This window comes from Lacticaseibacillus paracasei subsp. paracasei, from assembly GCF_000829035.1.
In the GTDB taxonomy this organism is placed as follows: domain Bacteria; phylum Bacillota; class Bacilli; order Lactobacillales; family Lactobacillaceae; genus Lacticaseibacillus; species Lacticaseibacillus paracasei.
On record NZ_AP012541.1, the window covers coordinates 2,487,985 to 2,507,794 of the forward strand.

15 protein-coding genes and 4 pseudogenes are annotated in these 19,810 nt (G+C 45.0%); 3 read left to right on the forward strand and 16 right to left on the reverse strand.

What is annotated here, in order from left to right:
- Positions 1-130 precede the first annotated feature (130 nt).
- Positions 131-454, forward strand: a complete 324-nt coding sequence (locus LBPC_RS12190; RefSeq protein WP_003567474.1) for a hypothetical protein — start codon at positions 131-133, stop codon at positions 452-454.
- Between the two features lie 111 nt (positions 455-565).
- On the opposite strand, the gene LBPC_RS12195 is transcribed toward LBPC_RS12190, so the two are convergent.
- Entirely contained in the window at positions 566-1,564 is a 999-nt protein-coding gene (locus LBPC_RS12195; RefSeq protein ID WP_016377049.1) for an IS30 family transposase, read from the reverse strand.
- Positions 1,565-2,201: 637 nt separating this feature from the next.
- Here LBPC_RS12195 and LBPC_RS12200 point away from each other — a divergent pair.
- Positions 2,202-3,725 (forward strand): primase C-terminal domain-containing protein, encoded by a 1,524-nt coding sequence (locus LBPC_RS12200; protein ID WP_003663152.1) that lies wholly within the window; start codon positions 2,202-2,204, stop codon positions 3,723-3,725.
- Between the two features lie 258 nt (positions 3,726-3,983).
- Here LBPC_RS12200 and LBPC_RS12205 read toward each other — a convergent pair.
- The 9 genes and pseudogenes from LBPC_RS12205 to LBPC_RS12240 form a co-directional block, all read right to left on the reverse strand.
- A pseudogene (locus LBPC_RS12205) lies at positions 3,984-5,423 on the reverse strand (IS3 family transposase); the annotation flags it as partial.
- A gap of 143 nt (positions 5,424-5,566) precedes the next feature.
- The gene (locus LBPC_RS12210; RefSeq protein WP_003663192.1) at positions 5,567-5,773 is read right to left on the reverse strand and encodes a hypothetical protein; all 207 of its coding nucleotides are present in this window, start codon (positions 5,771-5,773) and stop codon (positions 5,567-5,569) included.
- On the reverse strand, positions 5,770-6,528 hold the full coding sequence (gene istB, locus LBPC_RS12215; protein ID WP_003663191.1) for an IS21-like element helper ATPase IstB: 759 nt from the start codon (positions 6,526-6,528) through the stop codon (positions 5,770-5,772). Before istB ends, LBPC_RS12210 begins: the two co-directional genes overlap by 4 nt.
- Positions 6,528-8,063, reverse strand: a complete 1,536-nt coding sequence (istA, locus tag LBPC_RS12220; protein ID WP_003663190.1) for an IS21 family transposase — start codon at positions 8,061-8,063, stop codon at positions 6,528-6,530. Before istA ends, istB begins: the two co-directional genes overlap by 1 nt.
- Positions 8,064-8,340: 277 nt before the next feature.
- Positions 8,341-8,592, reverse strand: coding sequence for a hypothetical protein (locus tag LBPC_RS12225; RefSeq protein WP_003663150.1), 252 nt, complete (start codon positions 8,590-8,592; stop codon positions 8,341-8,343).
- A gap of 20 nt (positions 8,593-8,612) precedes the next feature.
- A pseudogene (locus LBPC_RS16585) lies at positions 8,613-8,834 on the reverse strand (UDP-glucose 4-epimerase GalE); the annotation flags it as partial.
- A 16-nt stretch (positions 8,835-8,850) separates the two neighbouring features.
- A pseudogene (locus LBPC_RS12230) lies at positions 8,851-9,765 on the reverse strand (transposase); the annotation flags it as partial.
- Positions 9,766-9,776: 11 nt separating this feature from the next.
- Positions 9,777-11,195, reverse strand: a complete 1,419-nt coding sequence (locus tag LBPC_RS12235; protein WP_003662893.1) for an IS5 family transposase — start codon at positions 11,193-11,195, stop codon at positions 9,777-9,779.
- 131 nt (positions 11,196-11,326) lie between these two features.
- Positions 11,327-11,827, reverse strand: a pseudogene (locus LBPC_RS12240) (transposase); the annotation flags it as partial.
- A gap of 390 nt (positions 11,828-12,217) precedes the next feature.
- On the opposite strand from LBPC_RS12240, the gene LBPC_RS12245 reads away from it, so the two are divergent.
- Positions 12,218-13,636 (forward strand): IS5-like element ISLrh3 family transposase, encoded by a 1,419-nt coding sequence (locus tag LBPC_RS12245; RefSeq protein WP_041091594.1) that lies wholly within the window; start codon positions 12,218-12,220, stop codon positions 13,634-13,636.
- 123 nt (positions 13,637-13,759) lie between these two features.
- Here the strand turns inward: LBPC_RS12245 and LBPC_RS12250 are convergent, their stop codons facing one another.
- The 6 genes from LBPC_RS12250 to LBPC_RS12275 form a co-directional block, all read right to left on the reverse strand.
- A complete protein-coding gene (locus LBPC_RS12250) occupies positions 13,760-14,875 on the reverse strand; it encodes an NAD-dependent epimerase/dehydratase family protein (protein WP_003663110.1) in 1,116 nt (371 codons plus the stop codon).
- Between the two features lie 25 nt (positions 14,876-14,900).
- A complete protein-coding gene (rfbD, locus tag LBPC_RS12255) occupies positions 14,901-15,743 on the reverse strand; it encodes a dTDP-4-dehydrorhamnose reductase (protein WP_003663109.1) in 843 nt (280 codons plus the stop codon).
- 75 nt (positions 15,744-15,818) lie between these two features.
- The gene (rfbB, locus tag LBPC_RS12260; protein WP_003663107.1) at positions 15,819-16,844 is read right to left on the reverse strand and encodes a dTDP-glucose 4,6-dehydratase; all 1,026 of its coding nucleotides are present in this window, start codon (positions 16,842-16,844) and stop codon (positions 15,819-15,821) included.
- 2 nt (positions 16,845-16,846) lie between these two features.
- Positions 16,847-17,419 carry a dTDP-4-dehydrorhamnose 3,5-epimerase gene (rfbC, locus tag LBPC_RS12265; RefSeq protein WP_016363480.1) on the reverse strand — a complete coding sequence of 191 codons (573 nt, stop codon included), beginning with the start codon at positions 17,417-17,419 and terminating at the stop codon, positions 16,847-16,849.
- Between the two features lie 39 nt (positions 17,420-17,458).
- Complete coding sequence (gene rfbA / locus LBPC_RS12270; protein WP_003663104.1) at positions 17,459-18,334, reverse strand: glucose-1-phosphate thymidylyltransferase RfbA; 876 nt, start codon at positions 18,332-18,334, stop codon at positions 17,459-17,461.
- 10 nt (positions 18,335-18,344) lie between these two features.
- Positions 18,345-19,772 (reverse strand): lipopolysaccharide biosynthesis protein, encoded by a 1,428-nt coding sequence (locus LBPC_RS12275; RefSeq protein WP_003663102.1) that lies wholly within the window; start codon positions 19,770-19,772, stop codon positions 18,345-18,347.
- Positions 19,773-19,810: the final 38 nt, after the last annotated feature.

The following is a 19,810-nucleotide window of genomic DNA, read 5'->3' on the forward strand; positions in this document are numbered from 1 at the left end:
TGAGTACTAGCCTAGCATGAGCTTTTTCATTTAACAAACAGCACAGTCATTCTTCCTTCCACAAATGGAACCTCAAAATCGCACAACTATTTAAACAAATAAATCCGACAATCCGAATGTGAGAATACTGATGAAAGCGACTTATAAAGATCAATCCGCAGAAGTTTGGGAAATTAGTAAAAACAACGAATTCCCTGACTGGGTCAAAGAAGCTTTTGAAAAGAACTACCTTGTTTGGTTGGATGACCGACTTCGTATTTTAATGGCCGGTTTGTTCCCGCCAATGATCGAAAGCTTACAGCATGAGAAAGCCAGTGTTTTTCGCGTTCAAGGCGTTCAGTTTGGGGTCGTGACAATTGGCTATCTAGGTGACTATTTGGACGTCACAAATCACCGCGTCGTCTCTAAGCAGCAGTTTGCTAGGCAGTATCGAATTGAAAAAACAGGTAACTAATTTTAATCCCACATTAAATAAAAACGCATGTGAACAGACTAGTTCAGACTAGATGATCACATGCGTTTTTTAATTTCAAAATCAGCTGACTATTTTCAGCGCGACGAATTGTCAACTCAAGTGCAACTTTTTACCCATGAAGACTTCTGATGGCGTCTTCCAGCCTAAGACCTTGCGTGGTCGATTATTCAGTTGTTCAATGTAAGTCTCAATTTCCTGGTCGCTCTGAAGGTCTAGGTCTGTGTTCTTGGGAAAGTATTCTCTAATCAGTCCGTTGGTGTTTTCGTTAGTTCCTCGTTGTTGAGGCGCGTGTGGGTCAGGAAAGAAGACCTTTGTATTCAGACGTTCTGCCAGCTCCCTGTACCGGGCAAACTCCCTTCCACGGTCAGGAGTCACTGTTCTTACTCGGTTAGCTGGTAAGGCACCAAGCAGCTCAATCATGACGTCTCTAACAGTGTCAGCTTTTGCGTTGGCCGTTCGCTTCGAAAGCAGATAGCGTGATTTACGGTCAACTAATGTTACTAATGCAGAGTGTCCTGTTTTACCGCGTACTGTATCGCCTTCCCAGTGACCAAACCAGCTGCGATTTTCTGCCGACCGGGGTCGGTCGTGAATTGATGGCACGTCATTGAAGCGCCCCCGGCGTTCATTTATGGTGCCTTTGATTTTGCGCGTCTTGCCTCGGTGTCGAAGCAGCCTTGGTAGCCCGCGAGCACCATGGCTCTTCAATGGAACACCGAGATTATCTAGGTAGATACCTCTGTAGATAGTCGAATAGCTGATGCGAATAGGACTGCCTTCTAGTGACAAGCGACCGGCAATCTGCTCAGGCGACCAATGTAGCACCGTGATATATCGAATGACAGCGTCACGAGTCCCCGGTCGATCGAGGATCCGAGGACGCCTGCTAGCCAAGCGAACCCGCCGGTAGCGGTCCTGAGCGGTGGCTGCCGAATAGTTCCGCCAGCCGCCGTTACGTGCAATTTCACGGCTGACTGTACTCTTGGAACGACCTATCTCTTTGGCGATGGTATCAAGAGTTTTGCCTGTAGAGATACCAAGCAGTATCGATTCACGGTCTTTTAAGGTAAGATGGGTGTACGGACTCATAGTCGAGTTCTCCTTGTAGTTGGTCTTGTGGTGATTCCATTTTACAAGGACTCAGGCTATGAGTCTTTTCTATTTGACTAATTTGTTGCACTTGAATTGTAAATCCGTCGCAACAAAAAACACCTTCCCGAAAACCAGGAAAGTGTTGAAACGCCAAATGTTGATCGAATGATTAACGCTTGGAGAATTGTGAAGCTTTACGAGCCTTCTTCAGACCGTACTTTGAATTCCATAACATCGATTGGTTTCAATCAACCTCAAAGTATTGTCCTCTCAGCATTTACTCCCAAGCGAATTTCAATGAGTTTGAATCAATATCAATGAATCACGCATCATCGGCCCAAAATCGGACCAATTTCAGAGAACGTAAGAAAACTACAACGAAGAAACTCACGTCTTTTGAATGGTGCGTGCCCAATTCGCCCAACTCAGATATTGGTTCAAATAACATTCTCCTCACCAAAAGCTTCCATATAATACGGAGGGAATGTCTTGAGAACGAGAGAGAGATCAAGTCTGCAAAACACAGCATTACTAATATTTGTATCCAGCTTTACAATCCACATACAAGTCTTCATTTGGGAGAGGCCACCTCCACGACGCCTTGTCGTCTATCACTTGAGGAGGAGGTCACGTCATGAAGCCGACACTTGAAACCATCGAGGCCACCATATTGCATAGTGGCCTTCGCAACAATAAATTCAAAAACAGCCACACTCACCCGCAACCACCAATCGAAGCAACCAAAGGTGCAATCTTTACATGGCGCAGTAAGCCTAAAATGACGCTCGGTCAAGGTGTCGTGATCACTTCTCTGGAAGCGTTGATTCAGTCTCCTGACGAATACACTCACTGGACACCAAACGTTTATTGCTATGGTACTTACACGGATAAGGTTCATCACATTACTCAAGGCCACACGGAGTCAAACCTCAAGCAAATCAATGCCTTCACCGTAGATATCGATATTGCACCAGGGACAGAGCCGTTCAATTCCAACGATCTCCTTCTAGAATCCCTGACGTTAGGGCTAATGCCCACCTTGATCTTAAAGACTACGCGTGGATACCAGATGTTCTTCATCCTCAGTGAACCAGCATACGTCACGTCTCACTCTAATTTCCGGGTTGTTGCTGTTGCGAAGAAGATATCACAATCACTTCGCCAATACTTCGCCCAGAATTTTCCCGTAGATATGACCTGCAATCACTTTGGTATCACACGCATTCCACGTACCGATAACGTTGAATTCTTCGATTCAAACTATCAATATCCATTCAGCAAGTGGCTAGCTTGGTCCCTCAAGCAAACGGACGAACCCTGCCATTTTAAGACAAACACTGTTCGTCGCAGGCATCCACACCGCCAAGTAGACGAGCCTTGGTTTTCCTTGCTTCTCAATCAATCAGATATCCTTGGCGCTAAGGGCCTATATGGGCGAAATAACGCCATCTTCACACTAGCCTTGGCCTGCTACGCCTCGGAATTGAGTCATGATAGCTGTTTCGATATCCTCAACCGCTTCAACCTTCGCCTCCATCTCCCGATCTCGACTAACGAACTCAAAAAGACGATTCGCAGTGCTTACTCCGGAACGTATCAGGCTGCAAGTCGTGCTTTTGTTATTCCCTTACTCCAACAATGGGTCTCTTCAACCCTGACGGCAAAAGAGCTATTTGGAAACCCTAATTGGGTAAAAACCAAGCAACCGCGCGCGTCGCGCAAAAATAGTTTTCTGTCCGAGTGGAAGGCTGATTTTACAGCCTTCTTGATGCGTAAGACTTCTACAAAAACGCCGTTCCTTCAAACGACGCAAGCATGCATCTCTGATGCGCTTAGTATCCCCTCTCGATCATTAGCCAAACTCCTCAGGCTAATGCAAGCGGCAGGAGAAATTGTCTTGCACACTCGCCGTGGCCGCAACGGTGGGCTGTCAATCGCGCATCGTTCTGTTCTCGCATTATCTGTTATCCAAGACAAGCAAGCTACGGCAAAAGACTTTTTCTACCGTGTTGTCGCCATCTTGGCAGAAGCGCCCGTGTACAGACCTCGTCGCTACGCACCATCGCCTTTCAGACACGCGTCTAGGAGTACTCACCTTCGTGGTCACACTTCGTCGGCTCTTGGGAGGGCGCCGACAGTGGCTGGCAACCGACACTAGGTTGATGATTGGGGAAGACGCGGGCTACCGGCGAATACACCCGTCCCAACACATGCCCGTCAACACCACAACTTCGACAAATCATTGATAGCTACGATGCTATTAATAGCATCGATTCCTCACAACCTATTGCCTATCCGACACCGACAGTACAACGTTTCTAAACAATTGCTATCAATAGCACTAGCAAGCAATTTCGTACACCTACTATTAATATTGATAGCAAGGGCGTGCGGACGTTTTTCTGGACTTTCAACCTCAGGCAGCCTTGCTCTGACGGTATTCTTGCGGGCTCTTTCCTCCTAAAACTTTTTTTCTTCGCTTGGTGTTATACCACTCGATATACAGGTCGAGTTCTTTGGTGAAATCATCAATAGATTTTCCTAGCCAACTTCTGTTGTAAAAGAACTCAGTCTTTAGATGACCAAAGAAGCTCTCTGCTTGAGCATTATCTGGGGTACTTGCTTTCTTCGACATAGAACGTGTGAAGCCGAATCCATCCATTAACTCAATCCAACCTGGCCACCGGTAATGGGCACCTCGATCTGAGTGCACAATAGGTTTTTCGTCGGACGCAAAAGTCTCTGCCGCAGCGCTAAGCATTGTGTTAACCAGTTCGGCGTTAGGACTGGTGCCAATTGTCCAACTCGTGATTTGGCCGTCAAAGCAATCAATTAGCGGAGACAAGTATACCTTCCCCGCCTGGATAGAAAACTCCGTAATGTCCGTAACGAGCTTCTGGTTGGGAGCCTCAGCTTGAAAGTCTCGATCAAGAATATTGGGGACTGCCGGCGTGATTTCTCCTGCATACGAGCTGTATTTGCGACACCGGGTAACGGTGACTTCCAGACCTTCCTCACTCATCAATCGTCGGATCACTTTTTCGGAAAGATGGATGCCCTCATCATCTAATTCCATCTTGATCCGGCGATATCCATAGCTCTCGTAGTTCTGTTTAAAGATAACTTTTAAACGAGGACGGATGGCCTCATACTTATCGCCTTTAGCGATGGCGTCACGTTGATAGAAGTAGCTACTCTTCGACAGCTGAAGCGCCTTGAGTAACGTATTGAGCGAGTATTTGTCACGCAGGGCATCAATCACCTGAACCTTTTCTCGATTGGTCAGATTTAGATGATCGATGCCCAGATCTTTTTTTAGAAGGGCGTTCACTTGGAGGAGGATATCATTTTGAAGCTCAAGTTCTTTGATTCGAGCTTGGAGGCTTGAGACTTCTGGGTTAACTATTTTCTCGGCACTTCTTTCATCTGATAAACTAGGCGCCTGCTTTGCCGGAAAGGTTTCTCCAAGTACGTCTCGTTTCCAACCATAAAGCGTTTCACGACTGACCCCGAAGTCCTCTGCGATTTCTCTGGCTGGAACCTCTCGCTTATAAAGCGCCTCAACAGCCTTGGCCTTAACTTCTTCAGTTGCGGCGGGCTTATTCACAACTGTACGACTCCGCAACGTATCATCGAAACGCGGGTCTTCAAGAAGCCACTCGCGAAGAAGTTGGCGTGAGGGATATCCAAGTGCCTTGACTGTCTTAGTGATGAACTGACCGTGCTCAAAAAAGTGATCCACTGCGGCCTGGCGCTGAGTATCAGAGTACTTGGATTTTCGTTTTCGAGGAATATCGGTAAGCGTCGCTTTGGCATCTTCTTCATAGTCTTTGATCCACCGTTTCAAGGCGCCCAAATGAAGGCGGCGAAGCGAATTGCCCAACTCGGCGATCTTTTTTACCCCATTCGGTGCTAAAATTGACACCACTCGGCGAAAGAATTGACCAAGAATTTCAAAAGTGGCATCGCTGAGCGTTTTCAGCGATGCCACTTTCAGTTTTACGGGAGCTTGTCTCCTCGGCACTTACCCAGGTATTTCACGATGACTTCTTTTCCATATTCGAAAAGCTCGTCATCCGTCAATTTATCGTTATTTTCCCAGATAATGTCCACCAGTGCGTCGCCAAGCACGTTTTCCCAGTCTTCCATTGCGTCTGTATGTGCATAGAACAGCGCCAATCGTTGTTCCAGTTCTACTGAAATCATGCAAATTCGCCTCCGATTCCATACCGCTCGCGCATCGATTTGTCGCCTTGGATAAGGAGCTTGTAAGAATCGTGGACGATTCGGTCAAGGATCGCATCCGCAATCTGTGGATTTCCCAGCTTACTATGCCAGCCTTCCGGCGCGAATTGAGTACAAAAGATTGTTGAACCACGCTGACTTCGATATTCGATCAACTCAAGAATAGTCTGAGCTTGTTCATCGTTGATCGGCGTCAAAAGCCACTCATCGATGATCAAGAGTTCAACTTTCTTGTACCGTTCAATAATCTTATGAAAGTCACCGTTTGCCTCATGCTTCGCTACAATCAAATCATCAATCAGTTCGGGAAGACGCACATATTTTACTTTATGAAACTGATGGCAAGCCTCAATCCCCAAAGCTGTCGCCAACCATGTTTTCCCGTTACCTGAAGCACCCATTAAGATGACGTTATGGTGCTCTTGAATATACGTGCCAGTCGCAAGGCGTTGAATCAAGTTCCGATCCAACTTACGATCCGGCAAGTAATTGATATCAGCTATACATGGCTCATTCGTCCGAAAATTTGCACTCTTGATCAGTCGATTCAGCCTATTTGACTGAAGGCTTGCGTAAGCCGCATCAACGAGTAACTTGAACCGATCATCAAAGTTCATTGATCGATATTCTGTGTTGCTTTCCTGTGCTTCCAAGGCATTTGCCATAGAGGTAAGCTTCATCTGCCGTAACTTCCGTTGAGTTTCGTCATTTACCATTAGTCATTTCCTCCAAAGTATGCTGCACCACGAGTAAAACCGTAGTCGGGTTCGTTAATCGTCTTTGGTGCTGGAATCTTTTGACTTTTCATAACCCGTTCAACTACGGACACCGTCGGTGCGGTCGCAATTTTCATCACGGTCGTACACGCGGCTTCGATTTCAATAGCTGCGTATTTTCTAGCTAAGCCTTTGAATCGAAAAGCTGCACTTAGACCTTGTTTTTCACTTGCCGCCGATTTAAGTAGATATCGCATTACGGCAAGCGTATTGATGCCAACCTCTTCCGCCCAAGCTAATGCGTTCTCAGGTGTATGATCGACGAACAGTTTATGTTCTGCTGGCAAATGATCGTGATTGGTTGAAAATTGCCCGAATTTACCGGTTAGTCGTTTATGGGAGGCAATTCGATTACCTTTGTAGAAAACTTCTACGATATCTTTCGTCACCTTGATATCCACTTTAGATGAGATATACTCGTAAGGAACAGAGTAAAACTGACTTTCCACGTTGATGTGGTAGTCTAATTGCACGATGGCAGTCCGCCAACTGGCCATCGTATAAGCTTGAACAGGTAATGGTCGCAAGGCAAAGCTTTCTTCGTCATGAAACGCCGAAAGGCGACTACCTTGTTTATATTTCTTTGTGAATGGCCGTTCGTTGAACTCCTTGAGTTTGATGCGAACGGCCTTATTTAATTCCTCGAGGCCAAAGAATGTTTCATTTCGTAGCGCTGCTATAATCCATGTTGATACTGTCCCCACAACACCTTCGACAGTCGGCTTATCCTTTGGCTTCCGGACTCGTGCTGGCATCACAATTGTGCCGTAGTGCAAGGCTAGATCTCGATACATTTCATTCAAGATGATTTCGCTATGCTTGTGCGAAGTCACACCCGTTTTGAGATTGTCGGAAATCAGATATTGCGTCACACCACCAAAGAATTCATACGCATGAATGTGTCCAGTAAGCCACGCCTCCTGTTGTTCAGTCATAAATGCCTCACAGTAGCTGTACGCACTACACGGCAAAGAAGCGATGAACAGATATGCCTTGATGATTTCTCCAGTTTCGCGATCGACGATATGCAAAGGTGAGCCCGCCCAATCGACCTCCATCACTTCACCTGGTTTACGCCGGATCCGCATAGTTGCCTTATATTTCTGCGCATAAGCACGATAATACTGGCAAAAGGTTCGATACGCATACGGAATTGTGCCATTTTGTCGGCACTCTTGCTCATATTCATAATGAACCAGGGATAAGGTGACGTTAGGCTTAGCCAATTCCTCGTGTATCTTTTCGAAGTCGGGTATCTGCCGACCTTTTGCCATCGGTTGCTTCTGAGGAAACAACAAGCTTTCCAACCAAATATCATCCACATCATCAGTAAATGGTGGACTAATCTGATGTAGCTCAGCTTGCTTGATAACTTCAGAAATCTTGGGACGTGAATTCCCAGTGATTGCCGCAATGTCTCGCTGCACCAGCTCTTGAGCGTGAAGCTCAAGAATTTGACGGTAATGAATAGCCATTACAAAGACCTCCTGTATTTAAGAATTGCACGCGCTTACACGTATGCTACCCGTAGTATACAGGAGGTTTCTGTATTGTTGGTCAATTTCTTCGCCGACCTTGGACAATTTTTTCGCCGAGTGGTGTCAAAAACTTCGCATTACCTGGTAAAGCTATATGCCGTCTTCACCCAAAGACGGATAACCTAATTCTCGGGTTACTGCACTCCATGAATGATGATATTGGTAGTAGAGCTCGATAGCTCTTTTCTTGTCTGCTTTTGAATACATAATGACATCATACCCGAAGTCCAGGATTTTGTCCGCACGCCCCAGCTTGATCAACGCCTTGAAAGTAATCAAACATATTGAGATAAGTTGTCTGATCAAGTCCAAATTTCTTGATGTCGTTAATCACGTTACGATTGTAATCCCGCGTCACAAATGTTGCTGGCTGACCATGTTGCTTGAATAATTGCAGACGTGCAATCATCATTTTCTCAATGGCAGAAATTGGAGAATACAACTTATGTGTCAAGAAATAATCCATGAGTTTACCTCAACGTTGATCTATTTATCTCCAAAGCCTTCTGGATGGGTTTGATGCCAGTTCCAAGCCGTGGCAATGACTTGTTCGACATCATCAAACTTCGGCTTCCAGCCTAAAATCGTGCGGGCTTTATCACTTGCGGCAATCAAGGTAGAAGGATCACCTGGGCGACGTGGGCCTATTTTGGCAGGAATGGGTTGGCCAGTGACTTTGCGGGCCGCGTTTAAGATCTCTAAGTTAGTGGCTGGTGAATTAGCCCTAACTTTCAGGCAAATCCACGATAACTTTGTAATCAATCTTCACCGCAGTCTTATTCTTTTTGGCAGTAATCGAAATTGGTCTACTTAAAACTGCGAGAAGATTTTCCAAATTCGCCATGACCACACCAGTGTCTACGGCAACCGCAATTGTCTCTGCGGTCTTCTCTTTGACAAGATCCAATCCGAGATTCCCCTTTACGAACGAGAATCGGCGTTCAATTTCGCCGCGGCGGTTCTCTGCGTCTTGATCCTGATGGCGCTGTGCTGGATCCACATGCTTTGGTTTACGTCCAAGCCGCGGTCCACTCACGCGGATACCAAGGTTGGCACACATCCCAATGTTTTCGCGAGTTCGATACAGTGTGTCCAACAGTACCTCGTCTGGATATTCGCCGTGCACGTCGTAGTAGTGATCAAGTGTCGATCCAAGGTCACCACTTTCATTGAAGGCATTGAAAGAGAAACGCTCAATGTCAATCACGCCATCCATGATCGAAACATCGATCTTTGGTCCAAACTCAACCGGGGACTTTGATTTACCTCGCATGATTGGACGAATCTCCGGCTGACTTAAGCTTACGATCCGGTTTTCGACACGATGCGTGTGGTTGCGATACATGTAATCTTGTTGGTCAAAGACTAAGCGAATGACGCCAAGTCGCTTAGCCCGCGCCGCGGTCAAGGTCGCACCTTGGTCGATCATCTCATCGACATAGCGCAAGTCGCGACGAATGTATTGAAGTTGGGCTTTGATTTGCTTTTGTGTGAGCTTCCCCCAACGTCGTGGTTTGCGTGAAAAGGCAGTCCACTTTGCGTGAGCTTCACGCTTGTAAGTCCGTGGTGGTGCAATTTGAAGCTGTTTAGCCATGACTTTAATGTCATCTTCTAGGTTTGTTCTCGCCTGATTAAGTAGTGGCTGTTCAACTAGGCCACCATATTCTCAATGCTAGTAGTAAATTTGTACCGGAAACGATAGGTTTGCCCTTCGTTCGTGGTTAAAATTAAAATTGGTATAGCAAACACTCTCAAGAATGTCAGCGCATTGCTTAATACCATTGCCTGATCGATTTTAACGGCCAATGACTCAGCTGTTCGGGTATTGACTAAGTCCAAGCCTACTGACCCTTTGAGAAAGGCGAATCGGCGTTCAATGGCCCCGCGTCGATTCTCTGCGTCCGTATCCTGGCGGCGTTTCTTGGCATCAATGTGTTTGGGCTTTGCGCCAAGTTTAGGTCCGCACAGGGTGATGCCTAGGTCCTTACACAACTTTCGATTGTCGCGGTTGCGATAAAGCGTGTCTGCCAACACCTCATCTGGGTAATGGCCATGCAAGTCGAAGTAATGATCCAAGGTCGCTTCAAAGTCTTTACTCTCATTGAAAGCCCTGAATTCGAAACGCTCAATATCAACGATGCCCTCACTTAACGATGCGTCAATCTTGGCCCCAAACTCAACTTTGGCTTTCGCCTTACCACGCTGGATCGGTCGAATATAAGGCTGTTGGAGACTAACAATCCGGTCTGCGACATGGTGAATCTTGTGTTCAAACATATACCATTGTTGGTCAAACAAGATTCGGATGACACCCAAGCGTACTGCTTGTTTGGCGGTTAAGATTGCCCCTGCATCAATGAATTCATTGATGTAGCGCAAGTCGCGACGGACGTATTGAAGTTGCGCTTTAACTTGCTTGTGAACGGATTGCTTTTGGCTCTTTGGATGGCGTGAGAAAGCCGTCCAAACTTGTTTGGCTTCACGCTTATACATGCGTGGATTAGGGACATTCAGTTGATGCGCCATGTCAATGGCCATGTCTTCAAGATTCTTGCGGGCTTGATTGAGCAGCGAGGTATCTTGGGGATAGCGGATCTTCACCGGAATCGCTGTGGCATCCGTGATCATCACGTCAACCTTGAATGGCACCAAGGCTTCGATCTTGGCACGAAGCCAATCATTGATAATGTTTCTGACCAGTTCAGAGATATCCGCAATCCGTTTACGGAAGGTACACAAGCTGGTGTATGCGAAGGGCTTCTCTGCACGATATTCCGAGAGCCCGATGAAATACTGATAAGCCGGCGTATCTCGAATTGCGTCGACCACACCGCGATCGGTTAGTTTCATTCGATTCTGAATCAGTCCAGCGCCATAAAGCATCCGAAATGGTTTAGCCGCGCGCCCAGTACTTTTCTTGGAAAACTCCAATTGGTATGCCTCATCGAGTTCTTTCCACGGAAAAATATCGGCTAAGCGCACCCACTCATTATTTGGACTGAGCGGTGTACTCAGACCGCAACCAAAGGATTCAAAAGAGAGTTGGTGGGGACTTTGACGATAAACCATGGATAAAACCTCCGAGTGAATTTCATAAATGCATGGGAAATGTCCGAAAACCGACATTTTGTATGTATTTATTATAAGACAGTAACGTCTTAAAATCACTAGTATCAGTCACTACGCGTTTTTGAACAGCCACTAAGTAGATGCGTATCTTGGGGAAACTTGATATTCACCGGAGTACAAGTTGCGTCGGTGATCATCACCGACTTGGTTGGTAAGTGGCGTTGAAGTCGTTCCCGAACCGTATCGGTCATGATATTGCGGATCAATTCAGAAATCGGCGCGATCCGCCGGCGAAAGTACGCCAGCGCCGTGTGATCGAATGGGACTTTAAGTTGATACTGAGGGATACCAATGAAGTATTGATAAGCCGGGGTGTCACGAATCGCTTCGACAACGTCTCGATCAGACAAACCAGTTCGTTGCTTGATCAACTGAGCACCATACAACAGGCGAAATGGTTTACCAGCACGGCCAAGCTTCGAAGGAAAAGCCAATTGGTATGCCTCGCTTAACTTCTGCCATGGCATTTGATCCGCAAGCTGAACCCACTCGTTGTCTGCACTGAGCGGTGTGCTCAGTGCAGTACCAAAGGATTCAATTGAGAGTTGCGTGACTGTTTGACGATAAACCATGGATAACGCCTCCGATAGGGTTGTGTAAAGTGCATGGGGATTGACGGAATACCGGGAATTCCTATGCATCTATTATACAACGATAACGGGTTAAGGAGCTGTTACAGATAACTTGGACAAATTATTCACCAGCCACTAGCTAGAGCTTTAGTTGCTGGTAAGAAGCGGGTCCCTAAACCCGCTGCTGGAATAATTGCTTTACGAACTTTTCCCATTGTTTCTCCCCCTAAGCTGTCCAAAAAATACTCTCATAATTAGTGGCTGGTGAAAGCAGCATAACTGCAAGCTTTATTGGCATCAAAGAATAGTAAAGATTATAATTAGTGCAAAGTAAACATGGGCTAACGCCTGTTTTCTTTGCACTTTTTATTTTTCCTGGAGGAAACCATCATGGCTTATCGACATCGTGCTACCCAATTGTCATTTCAATCCTTTAACAACGGCCTTGGTGTGCCACTTTCTTCCGACAATGAGTGGGTTCAATTAGCCGACATGCTCCCGTGGCAACAGCTCGATGAAGCCTATCAACTTCTTTTTACTGAGATGGGTGGGCGCGCTGCTAAACCCTTTCGTCTGCTTTACGGTGCCAGTTTGATCAAGCAAGCAGAACATCTAACCGACCGTTCGGTCGTTACCGCTATTCGTGATACCCCGGCTTACCAGTACTTTATCGGGCTAGACACCTACACAACCGACCTGCCGTTCAACCACTCAACCTTGGTTTATTTTAGACGACGCATGGGTCAAATAACGGAACTAGTGCGAAATATCATCAGTGATACCTTGCGCGAAAAAATCCAAAGCTTATTGCCAGATGATGAGCTCCGTGTCTTGATCACAGACGCTACTGCGGTGCCAATTGAAATTCGTTTTCCACAAGATACTTCGCTGCTAAATCAAGCTCGGCTCAATCTAGAAGAAATGTTATTAGACATGGCTCATCAGTTGCAAATCAAGCCTCCACGAACCTACAAACGTGAAGCAAAAGCTAAGTGGACCGCTTTTGCTAGAAAACCGCGGCGTTGGGCTAAGGAAACACGCAAGCAGATCAAAGTACAGCTCCAGTATGTCCGACGTGATCTACGTTATATCGATGTGCTGTTGGCCCACGGTGCCTCTCTTAACGAAAGGCAAACCAAACGATTGGCTGTGATTCGTGAACTTTTTGACCAGCAAATGTTCATGTATGAAAATCGGACCCATCGGGTCCCAGGACGGATTGTTAGCTTGGCACAACCGTGGATTCGCCCGATTAACCGTGGTAAAGCCAAACAACGAACCGAATTTGGTCCCAAGATTGATGCTTCAATTGCCGATGGCATGATCGATATCGAACGATTTGATTTTAAGGCGTTCAATGAAAGCCAAGATTTAGCAACAACCATCGATCATTATTTCGACGTGCATGGTTATTATCCCGATGAAATCTTAGCTGACACACTTTATCGTACCCGCGAGAATCGTCAGCTCTGTCAACGACTAGGCATTAGGTTGTCGGGACCACGTTTAGGACGTAAGCCTAAAAAGATGGATGCTAAGCAGCGGCAAGTTGATCGTGACGCAGAGAAGCGGCGCGGGAAAATTGAACGCGGTTTTGCCTTCATGAAAGGCCCTTTGGGCCTTTCATTGGTGCGGACTAAAACGGTAGCCAGCATCGCAGTGACGATTGATATTGCGATCAATCTAGCCAATCTAAAGATGCTACTAAGGCTTTTTAATGGACCAATTTTGATTTTTGTAAAATATAAGCAGGAATCCATCTTAATTCACTATCAAATTCACGTTTCAGGTAGCCGGAATGTTGCCTAATTCACCAGCCACTAATTATACGTCTAATAATATATCAAAAATCATTATACTATAGCTAAAAATATATTTTTCATCTTTAATGTTTTGAATACCACACTAAAACATACGTATGAAATAGGTGGATCAATTTATGAATTTTCTAAGCAGATTTCTCACCTTATGGGCGCGATATGCGAATATTGGTGTAAAACGATAGTAAAGATACCTCATTTTTTCTCTAAATGATTTTATTTCTGTCAAAGAGGTAATTTGACCGGTCCTGAGATCAGCATACGCTTCGAACTTCCAATCAATCTTTGTGAACTGCCGATGTTGAAGGATAAACTCACGCAGACATCTTTGTAATCCAATATCCATTTTTTCGTATTCAATAGAAGATACGCTTTGAATTTTACTATTGTCAAAAATTCGATCAAAACGTCGATCGTACACATATTGGTAAAAATATCCCAACAAGTATGAGGGTGTAACACCTTCTGGTAAATATTTGACTTTCATTTTCTGCCCAGTAACCTCTTCAAAAGCAGATTGATATATTCCAATCACCTCACGCCAAGTCATACTTGAGGCAGAGGTCAGATTGAAGGACTCACCAAGGAATTCTTGTTTGCCCATCAAGTCAAAAATACTATTTGCAACGTCTGCTCCATATGTTAAAGTCGTATATTTATCCGCAATGTCTTCGGAAAAAATAACAGTTCTACCTTGAAGCGCTCTATATAACCATCGCTCTTTTTCAAAAGTTCCGAGTTGTAATCTCTGATTGCTATAAGTTATATATGGCCGAATAATCGTCCAATTATGATTCGGTTGTTCAATTAATAAATTCTCTTCAATAGCTTTGTAAAGGGCATAATCTTCGTCCTTTAAAAAATCTTGATCTTGTGTGGTGTCAAGTAGTCTTGGTGATTTTTCATTAAGTTTCTTTTTTGATTCTGAAAAAACTTTTGCTGAGCTTAAAAAAATATACTGATTCGTTGAATTCAACAGTTGCTCATAACGTTCTTTAAACTGCTCAGTCTCATATACCATAAAATCAACGATTACGTCAAAACGAGATTTGAGACAACGGTTTAAAAAATCAAGCTGAAGTGCATTACCTTGTAAATAGTGTATGTTGTCATTGCTTGATGTATGATGGCTTCGTGATGTTACATAAACCTGATTATTTGACTCGCTTAGTAGTTTCACCAATGCCACACCCATGGCACCTGTCCCACCTAATATTAATATTCGCATTTAATCCTATCCCCCATCATAAGAACTACATAGTTATCTCAGTCATAAATTCACTTAATGCCTCTTGCCATGTTGGCAATTCAAAGCCGGTCGCTTTAGTCTTAGACAGATCTAAGATCGAATGACGAGGACGCCATGCCTTTTGTGGGTATTCGGCAGACGTAACAGGCAAGACCTTAGTATCAGTGTCTTTTAAGATCTCAGTAGCGAATTCATACCAGTTACATGAGTTGTCTTCAGACAAGTGATAGATGCCATATTCGAGCTTTTGATCAATGGCAAAAGTCATGAATTCAGCCAAGGTCTTCGTCCATGAAGGACGACCGTATTGATCGTTCACCACAGTCAAAGTGTCATGCGTCTTGGCGAGGTCCAACATGGTGTAAACAAAGTTATGCCCATATTCACCAAAGACCCAGCTAGTGCGGATGATGTAGAATTTCTTGGCATACTTTTGTACGGCGAGTTCGCCTTCATACTTGGTCCGGCCATATTCGTTGCGTGGGGCTGGCTTGTGGTCAACGGTGTACAATTCGTCAGAATCGCCATCAAAGACGTAATCCGTGGAAATATAAACCAGAGTTGCGTCATTTTCGCCGGCAGCGACAGCCAAGTTCTTGGTACCGTCAACGTTAACTTTTTGGTTGATGGCTTTGCCTTCGTCTTCCGCTTTATCCACGGCAGTGTAGGCGGCACAATGATAGATCACGTCTGGTTGGAAGTCTTTGACGTAAGCATTCACCGCGTCGGCATCAGTGATATCCAGTTCTTTGGCATCAGTGGCGCGGTATTCAAGGCCGCGATGATCCAATAAGTGACGTAATTCCGTGCCGAGTTGCCCGTTGGCACCAGTAATCAAAATTTTCATGTGTTCTCTTCTCCTTCAACGAAAAAGCGAAGCCGAGCGCTTCGCTTTCTGTAATCACGACCATGACTGCAAGAATTATTGGCCGTTCTTGGCGTATTTCGCTTCGACTTCGGCCTTTTCAGCTTGCCACCAATCTTGGTTTTCGGTATACCATTGAATGGTGTGCTTCAAGCCAGAATCAAAATCGGTGTACTTAGGGGCCCAGCCGAGTTCGGTGCGTAACTTGGTAGAGTCGATGGCGTAGCGTAAGTCATGCCCTGGACGGTCTTTAACTTGTTCATAGTCAGACGGGTCTTTGCCCATGTCTTTTAAGATCATTTCCAAGACAGTCTTGTTGTCTTGTTCGCCGTCTGCGCCGATCAAGTAAGTTTCGCCGATCTTGCCTTTAGTCAGGATCGTCCAAACGGCAGAAGAGTGGTCTTCAGTGTGGATCCAGTCGCGGACGTTCTTACCAGTGCCATACAACTTCGGCTTGATGCCGGCTAAAATGTTGGTGATTTGACGGGGGATGAACTTTTCGATGTATTGGTAAGGACCATAGTTGTTGGAGCAATTGGAAATCGTGGCACGCACACCAAATGATCGCGTCCACCCATGCACTAACATGTCTGAAGCGGCCTTGGTTGAAGAATATGGTGAAGATGGGTTGTAGCGAGATTCAGTCGTAAACTTCTCGCCAACGCCTTCGCCGTGTCCTGGTAAGTCTTCGCGCAGTGGCAGATCACCATACACTTCATCAGTGGAGACATGATGGAAGCGCACGTCGTATTTACGGGCCGCTTCAAGCAAGGTATAAGTGCCGATCACGTTGGAATGTAAGAATGGTGATGGGTCGATCAAGGCATTGTCGTTGTGAGATTCTGCGGCATAGTGGACACAAGCATCCACTTGGCTCATCAACTTATCAACCAATGGCGCATCGCAGATATCGCCGACGACCAGTTGCACGCGGTCGCCTAAGATGCTTTCGAGGTTGGCGCGGTTGCCGGCATATGTCAGCTTGTCGAGCACGACGATTTGAACGTCTGGATGATTGTTATACACATAATGGACGAAGTTGGAGCCGATAAAACCGGCACCGCCAGTTACCATAATTTTCATGATTAGATCTCCCCGTAAACAAAGTTGTTATCAGCGTCTTTGAGTTGTGGGTGGTGCAAATCTTTTTCAGACATGATCAAATGATCCGTGCTCATTGGCCAGTCAATGCCAAGATCTGGATCATCAAAAGCGATCCCACGGTCAGCGTCTGGCGCATAGTAGCCTTCAACCTTGTAGCAGAAGTTGACGTTATTAGTCAACGTGATGAAACCATGCGCGAAGCCCTTTGGGACCAGCAATTGACGATGGTTGAATTCAGATAAAATGTAGCCTTCCCATTGGCCGTATGTTGGAGAACCCTTACGGATATCGACTAAGACATCTTCAACCACACCAGTCACAACGCGAACCAGCTTGGTTTGGGCATCTTTACCATATTGGTAGTGCAAACCACGCAATACGCCAGCTTCAGCGGACAAGGATTGGTTATCTTGGTTGAAGTCGTTGGTAATGCCAGCTTCGATGAACTTTTCGCGCGTGTAGGTTTCCGTGAAGAAGCCACGGTTGTCGCCGAACACATCGGTTTCAACTAATTTAACGTCTTTTAACTTGGTGGGAATGATCTTTAATGCCATGCTATTTGCCTCCATATTGAGCTGATTTGTTGCAGTGATTTATTTGGTTTCGTTTTGGACAAGTTGTAATAAGTATTGGCCGTATTCCGTCTTCTTCAACGGTTGGGCCAGCTTTTCAACTTGTTTGATGTCGATGTAGCCCATGCGGTAGGCAATTTCTTCCAGATTTGAGATCTGTAAGTTCTGCCGGTGTTGAATCGACGCGATAAATGCAGACGCGGTTTGTAAGGATTCATGCGTCCCAGTATCAAGCCAAGCAAACCCGCGACCCATTAATTCAACATCAAGTTGGCCGCGACGCAAATATTCTTGGTTGATATCGGTGATTTCCAGCTCCCCACGCGCAGAAGGTTTGATGTTCTTGGCAATTTCAACGACATCGTTATCGTAGAAATACAACCCAGTCACGGCGTAGTTAGACGCAGGGTGTTCAGGTTTTTCGATAATGGACTTGGCGTGCATGTTCTCATCAAAGTCCACAACACCGAAGCGTTCTGGATCGTTGACGTGATAACCGAATACCGTCGCACCAACCGGCTTAGAAGCAGCCCGTTGCAACATCTTGGACAACCCGCCGCCATAAAAGACGTTATCACCTAAGATCAAGCAAACCGAATCATCCCCGATAAAGTCGGCGGCCAAGATGAAAGCCTCAGCCAAGCCATTGGGATGTTCTTGAACCTTATATGCTAAATTCAAGCCAAGGTCATGCCCATCGCCAAACAGTTCTTCAAACCGTGGCAAGTCTTTGGTTGTTGAGATCAACATGATGTCTTTGATCCCTGCCAACATTAAAGTTGACATTGGGTAGTAAATCATCGGCTTGTCGTAAATCGGGATCAGTTGCTTTGAAATCGCCCGAGTGATTGGATACAATCGGGTCCCGGACCCACCTGCTAGGATAATACCTTTCATAATTCAATCCTCAATTCTTTCGAATGCGTTCGATAAAAGCATTTAAAACTTTTTGTAATATGCTGACCATGTATTTCCCAGATATGAATGCTAGAACGAGTATCATTATCAATTGCACAAAGAAGGTCCCTCGCCGAATTGCGACAAACGACTGCACGACTAAGATTAAGCAACTTAGGTAGTGTCTCGTCCAATCAACTTTCATATGGATTATTTCGTTGAGTTGGATTGAGCGAAAAATCCACGTAACCAAATATCCAACCAATGTGGCGAAAGCCGCACCCATAGCACCAAAATAATATACAAAAATAACTGTACACCCAATGTTTACAACTGCACCAACAGTCGTGCTCCTAGAAACGGCCTTTGTTTTCTTGACCGCTGCAAACAAGCATCCCTGAAAGACGGCAATTCCATTAAAAACCGTTCCAACCAAGATGAACGGAACATATTTCCATGCCAGGAAAAAATCTTTAGAATAAAGCATCTTTGCCAATGGAATGTTGAGCAACATAATGAGTGAACATGCCAGAATTGACACCACACTATACATTGTATAGGTTTTTCCAATAAACCCATCATGATCATCAGCATCAAATTCAGTCACCGCAGCGATGGACCATGCATTATAGAAAACAGTCTGTACAGTTGAGAGAATTGTTGGAATTTTATATGAAACAGAATACAAGCCATTTGCGGATACTCCCCGAATAAAAGTGAGAATATAGCGATCACTTGCGCTGTTTATCCACCAGGCAACCGAATTAATAATTAAGGGTACGCTATATTCAGACATTGGCTTGAAATGTGATTTGAACTTGAACAAATGGATATCTTGAATTAACCGACCAAATATGAGTTGATAAACAATTGCAACTCCAATTCCGACCACATTAGCAATCAAGTATCCATTCAAACCTTGTTTCAAAAACAAAAGAAGATATATGTTCAGGACACAGGTAAGTATTGTATTTAAGAGGCCACTTATCACAAGAACTGAGATTCGGTCAGTGCCTTTTAAATACAAAGTAAACGTGTTGTTCAATGAACCTAAGACAAAACTGAGAACCAGAAAAAGTAACAACGGGACTGATAATCGAAGGACACCGATACATTTTAACAGTATCACGATCACACTAAGCGCAGCACTACCAATCCCCATAATACGCACTCCAGTACTAATGACATCATCATTTTTATACTTGGAATCAAGTGCAAATCTCATCACTGCATCTTGCACATCAATGGTAAAAATAGGAATCAATAATGTAGCTGTTGCAGTAATCAAATCAACAGTACCAAACTCTGATGTAGTTAATACTGCGGTATACAAGGGAACTAATAAAAATGAGATAATTTTTGAGCCAAAACTGCTAATCGTGAAAAGTAACATATTTTTGGATAAATCTGCTACTTTTTGTTTGCCAGCATTTTTCATTGTGCAACTCCTAAATACATTGTGCTTCATACATTCCG

Bases quoted from the DNA above. Each gene is read 5' to 3' on its own strand.
- LBPC_RS12235 (WP_003662893.1), bottom strand. From the start codon at position 11,195: ATGGTTTATCGTCAAAGTCCCCACCAACTCTCTTTTGAATCCTTTGGT.
- LBPC_RS12225 (WP_003663150.1), bottom strand. From the start codon at position 8,592: ATGGATTATTTCTTGACACATAAGTTGTATTCTCCAATTTCTGCCATT.
- istA (WP_003663190.1), bottom strand. From the start codon at position 8,063: ATGGCTATTCATTACCGTCAAATTCTTGAGCTTCACGCTCAAGAGCTG.
- LBPC_RS12275 (WP_003663102.1), bottom strand. From the start codon at position 19,772: ATGAAAAATGCTGGCAAACAAAAAGTAGCAGATTTATCCAAAAATATG.
- rfbD (WP_003663109.1), bottom strand. From the start codon at position 15,743: ATGAAAATTTTGATTACTGGTGCCAACGGGCAACTCGGCACGGAATTA.
- rfbA (WP_003663104.1), bottom strand. From the start codon at position 18,334: ATGAAAGGTATTATCCTAGCAGGTGGGTCCGGGACCCGATTGTATCCA.
- rfbC (WP_016363480.1), bottom strand. From the start codon at position 17,419: ATGGCATTAAAGATCATTCCCACCAAGTTAAAAGACGTTAAATTAGTT.
- istB (WP_003663191.1), bottom strand. From the start codon at position 6,528: ATGGTAAATGACGAAACTCAACGGAAGTTACGGCAGATGAAGCTTACC.
- LBPC_RS12210 (WP_003663192.1), bottom strand. From the start codon at position 5,773: ATGATTTCAGTAGAACTGGAACAACGATTGGCGCTGTTCTATGCACAT.
- LBPC_RS12245 (WP_041091594.1), top strand. From the start codon at position 12,218: ATGGCTTATCGACATCGTGCTACCCAATTGTCATTTCAATCCTTTAAC.
- LBPC_RS12195 (WP_016377049.1), bottom strand. From the start codon at position 1,564: ATGAGTCCGTACACCCATCTTACCTTAAAAGACCGTGAATCGATACTG.
- LBPC_RS12200 (WP_003663152.1), top strand. From the start codon at position 2,202: ATGAAGCCGACACTTGAAACCATCGAGGCCACCATATTGCATAGTGGC.
- LBPC_RS12190 (WP_003567474.1), top strand. From the start codon at position 131: ATGAAAGCGACTTATAAAGATCAATCCGCAGAAGTTTGGGAAATTAGT.
- LBPC_RS12250 (WP_003663110.1), bottom strand. From the start codon at position 14,875: ATGCGAATATTAATATTAGGTGGGACAGGTGCCATGGGTGTGGCATTG.
- rfbB (WP_003663107.1), bottom strand. From the start codon at position 16,844: ATGAAAATTATGGTAACTGGCGGTGCCGGTTTTATCGGCTCCAACTTC.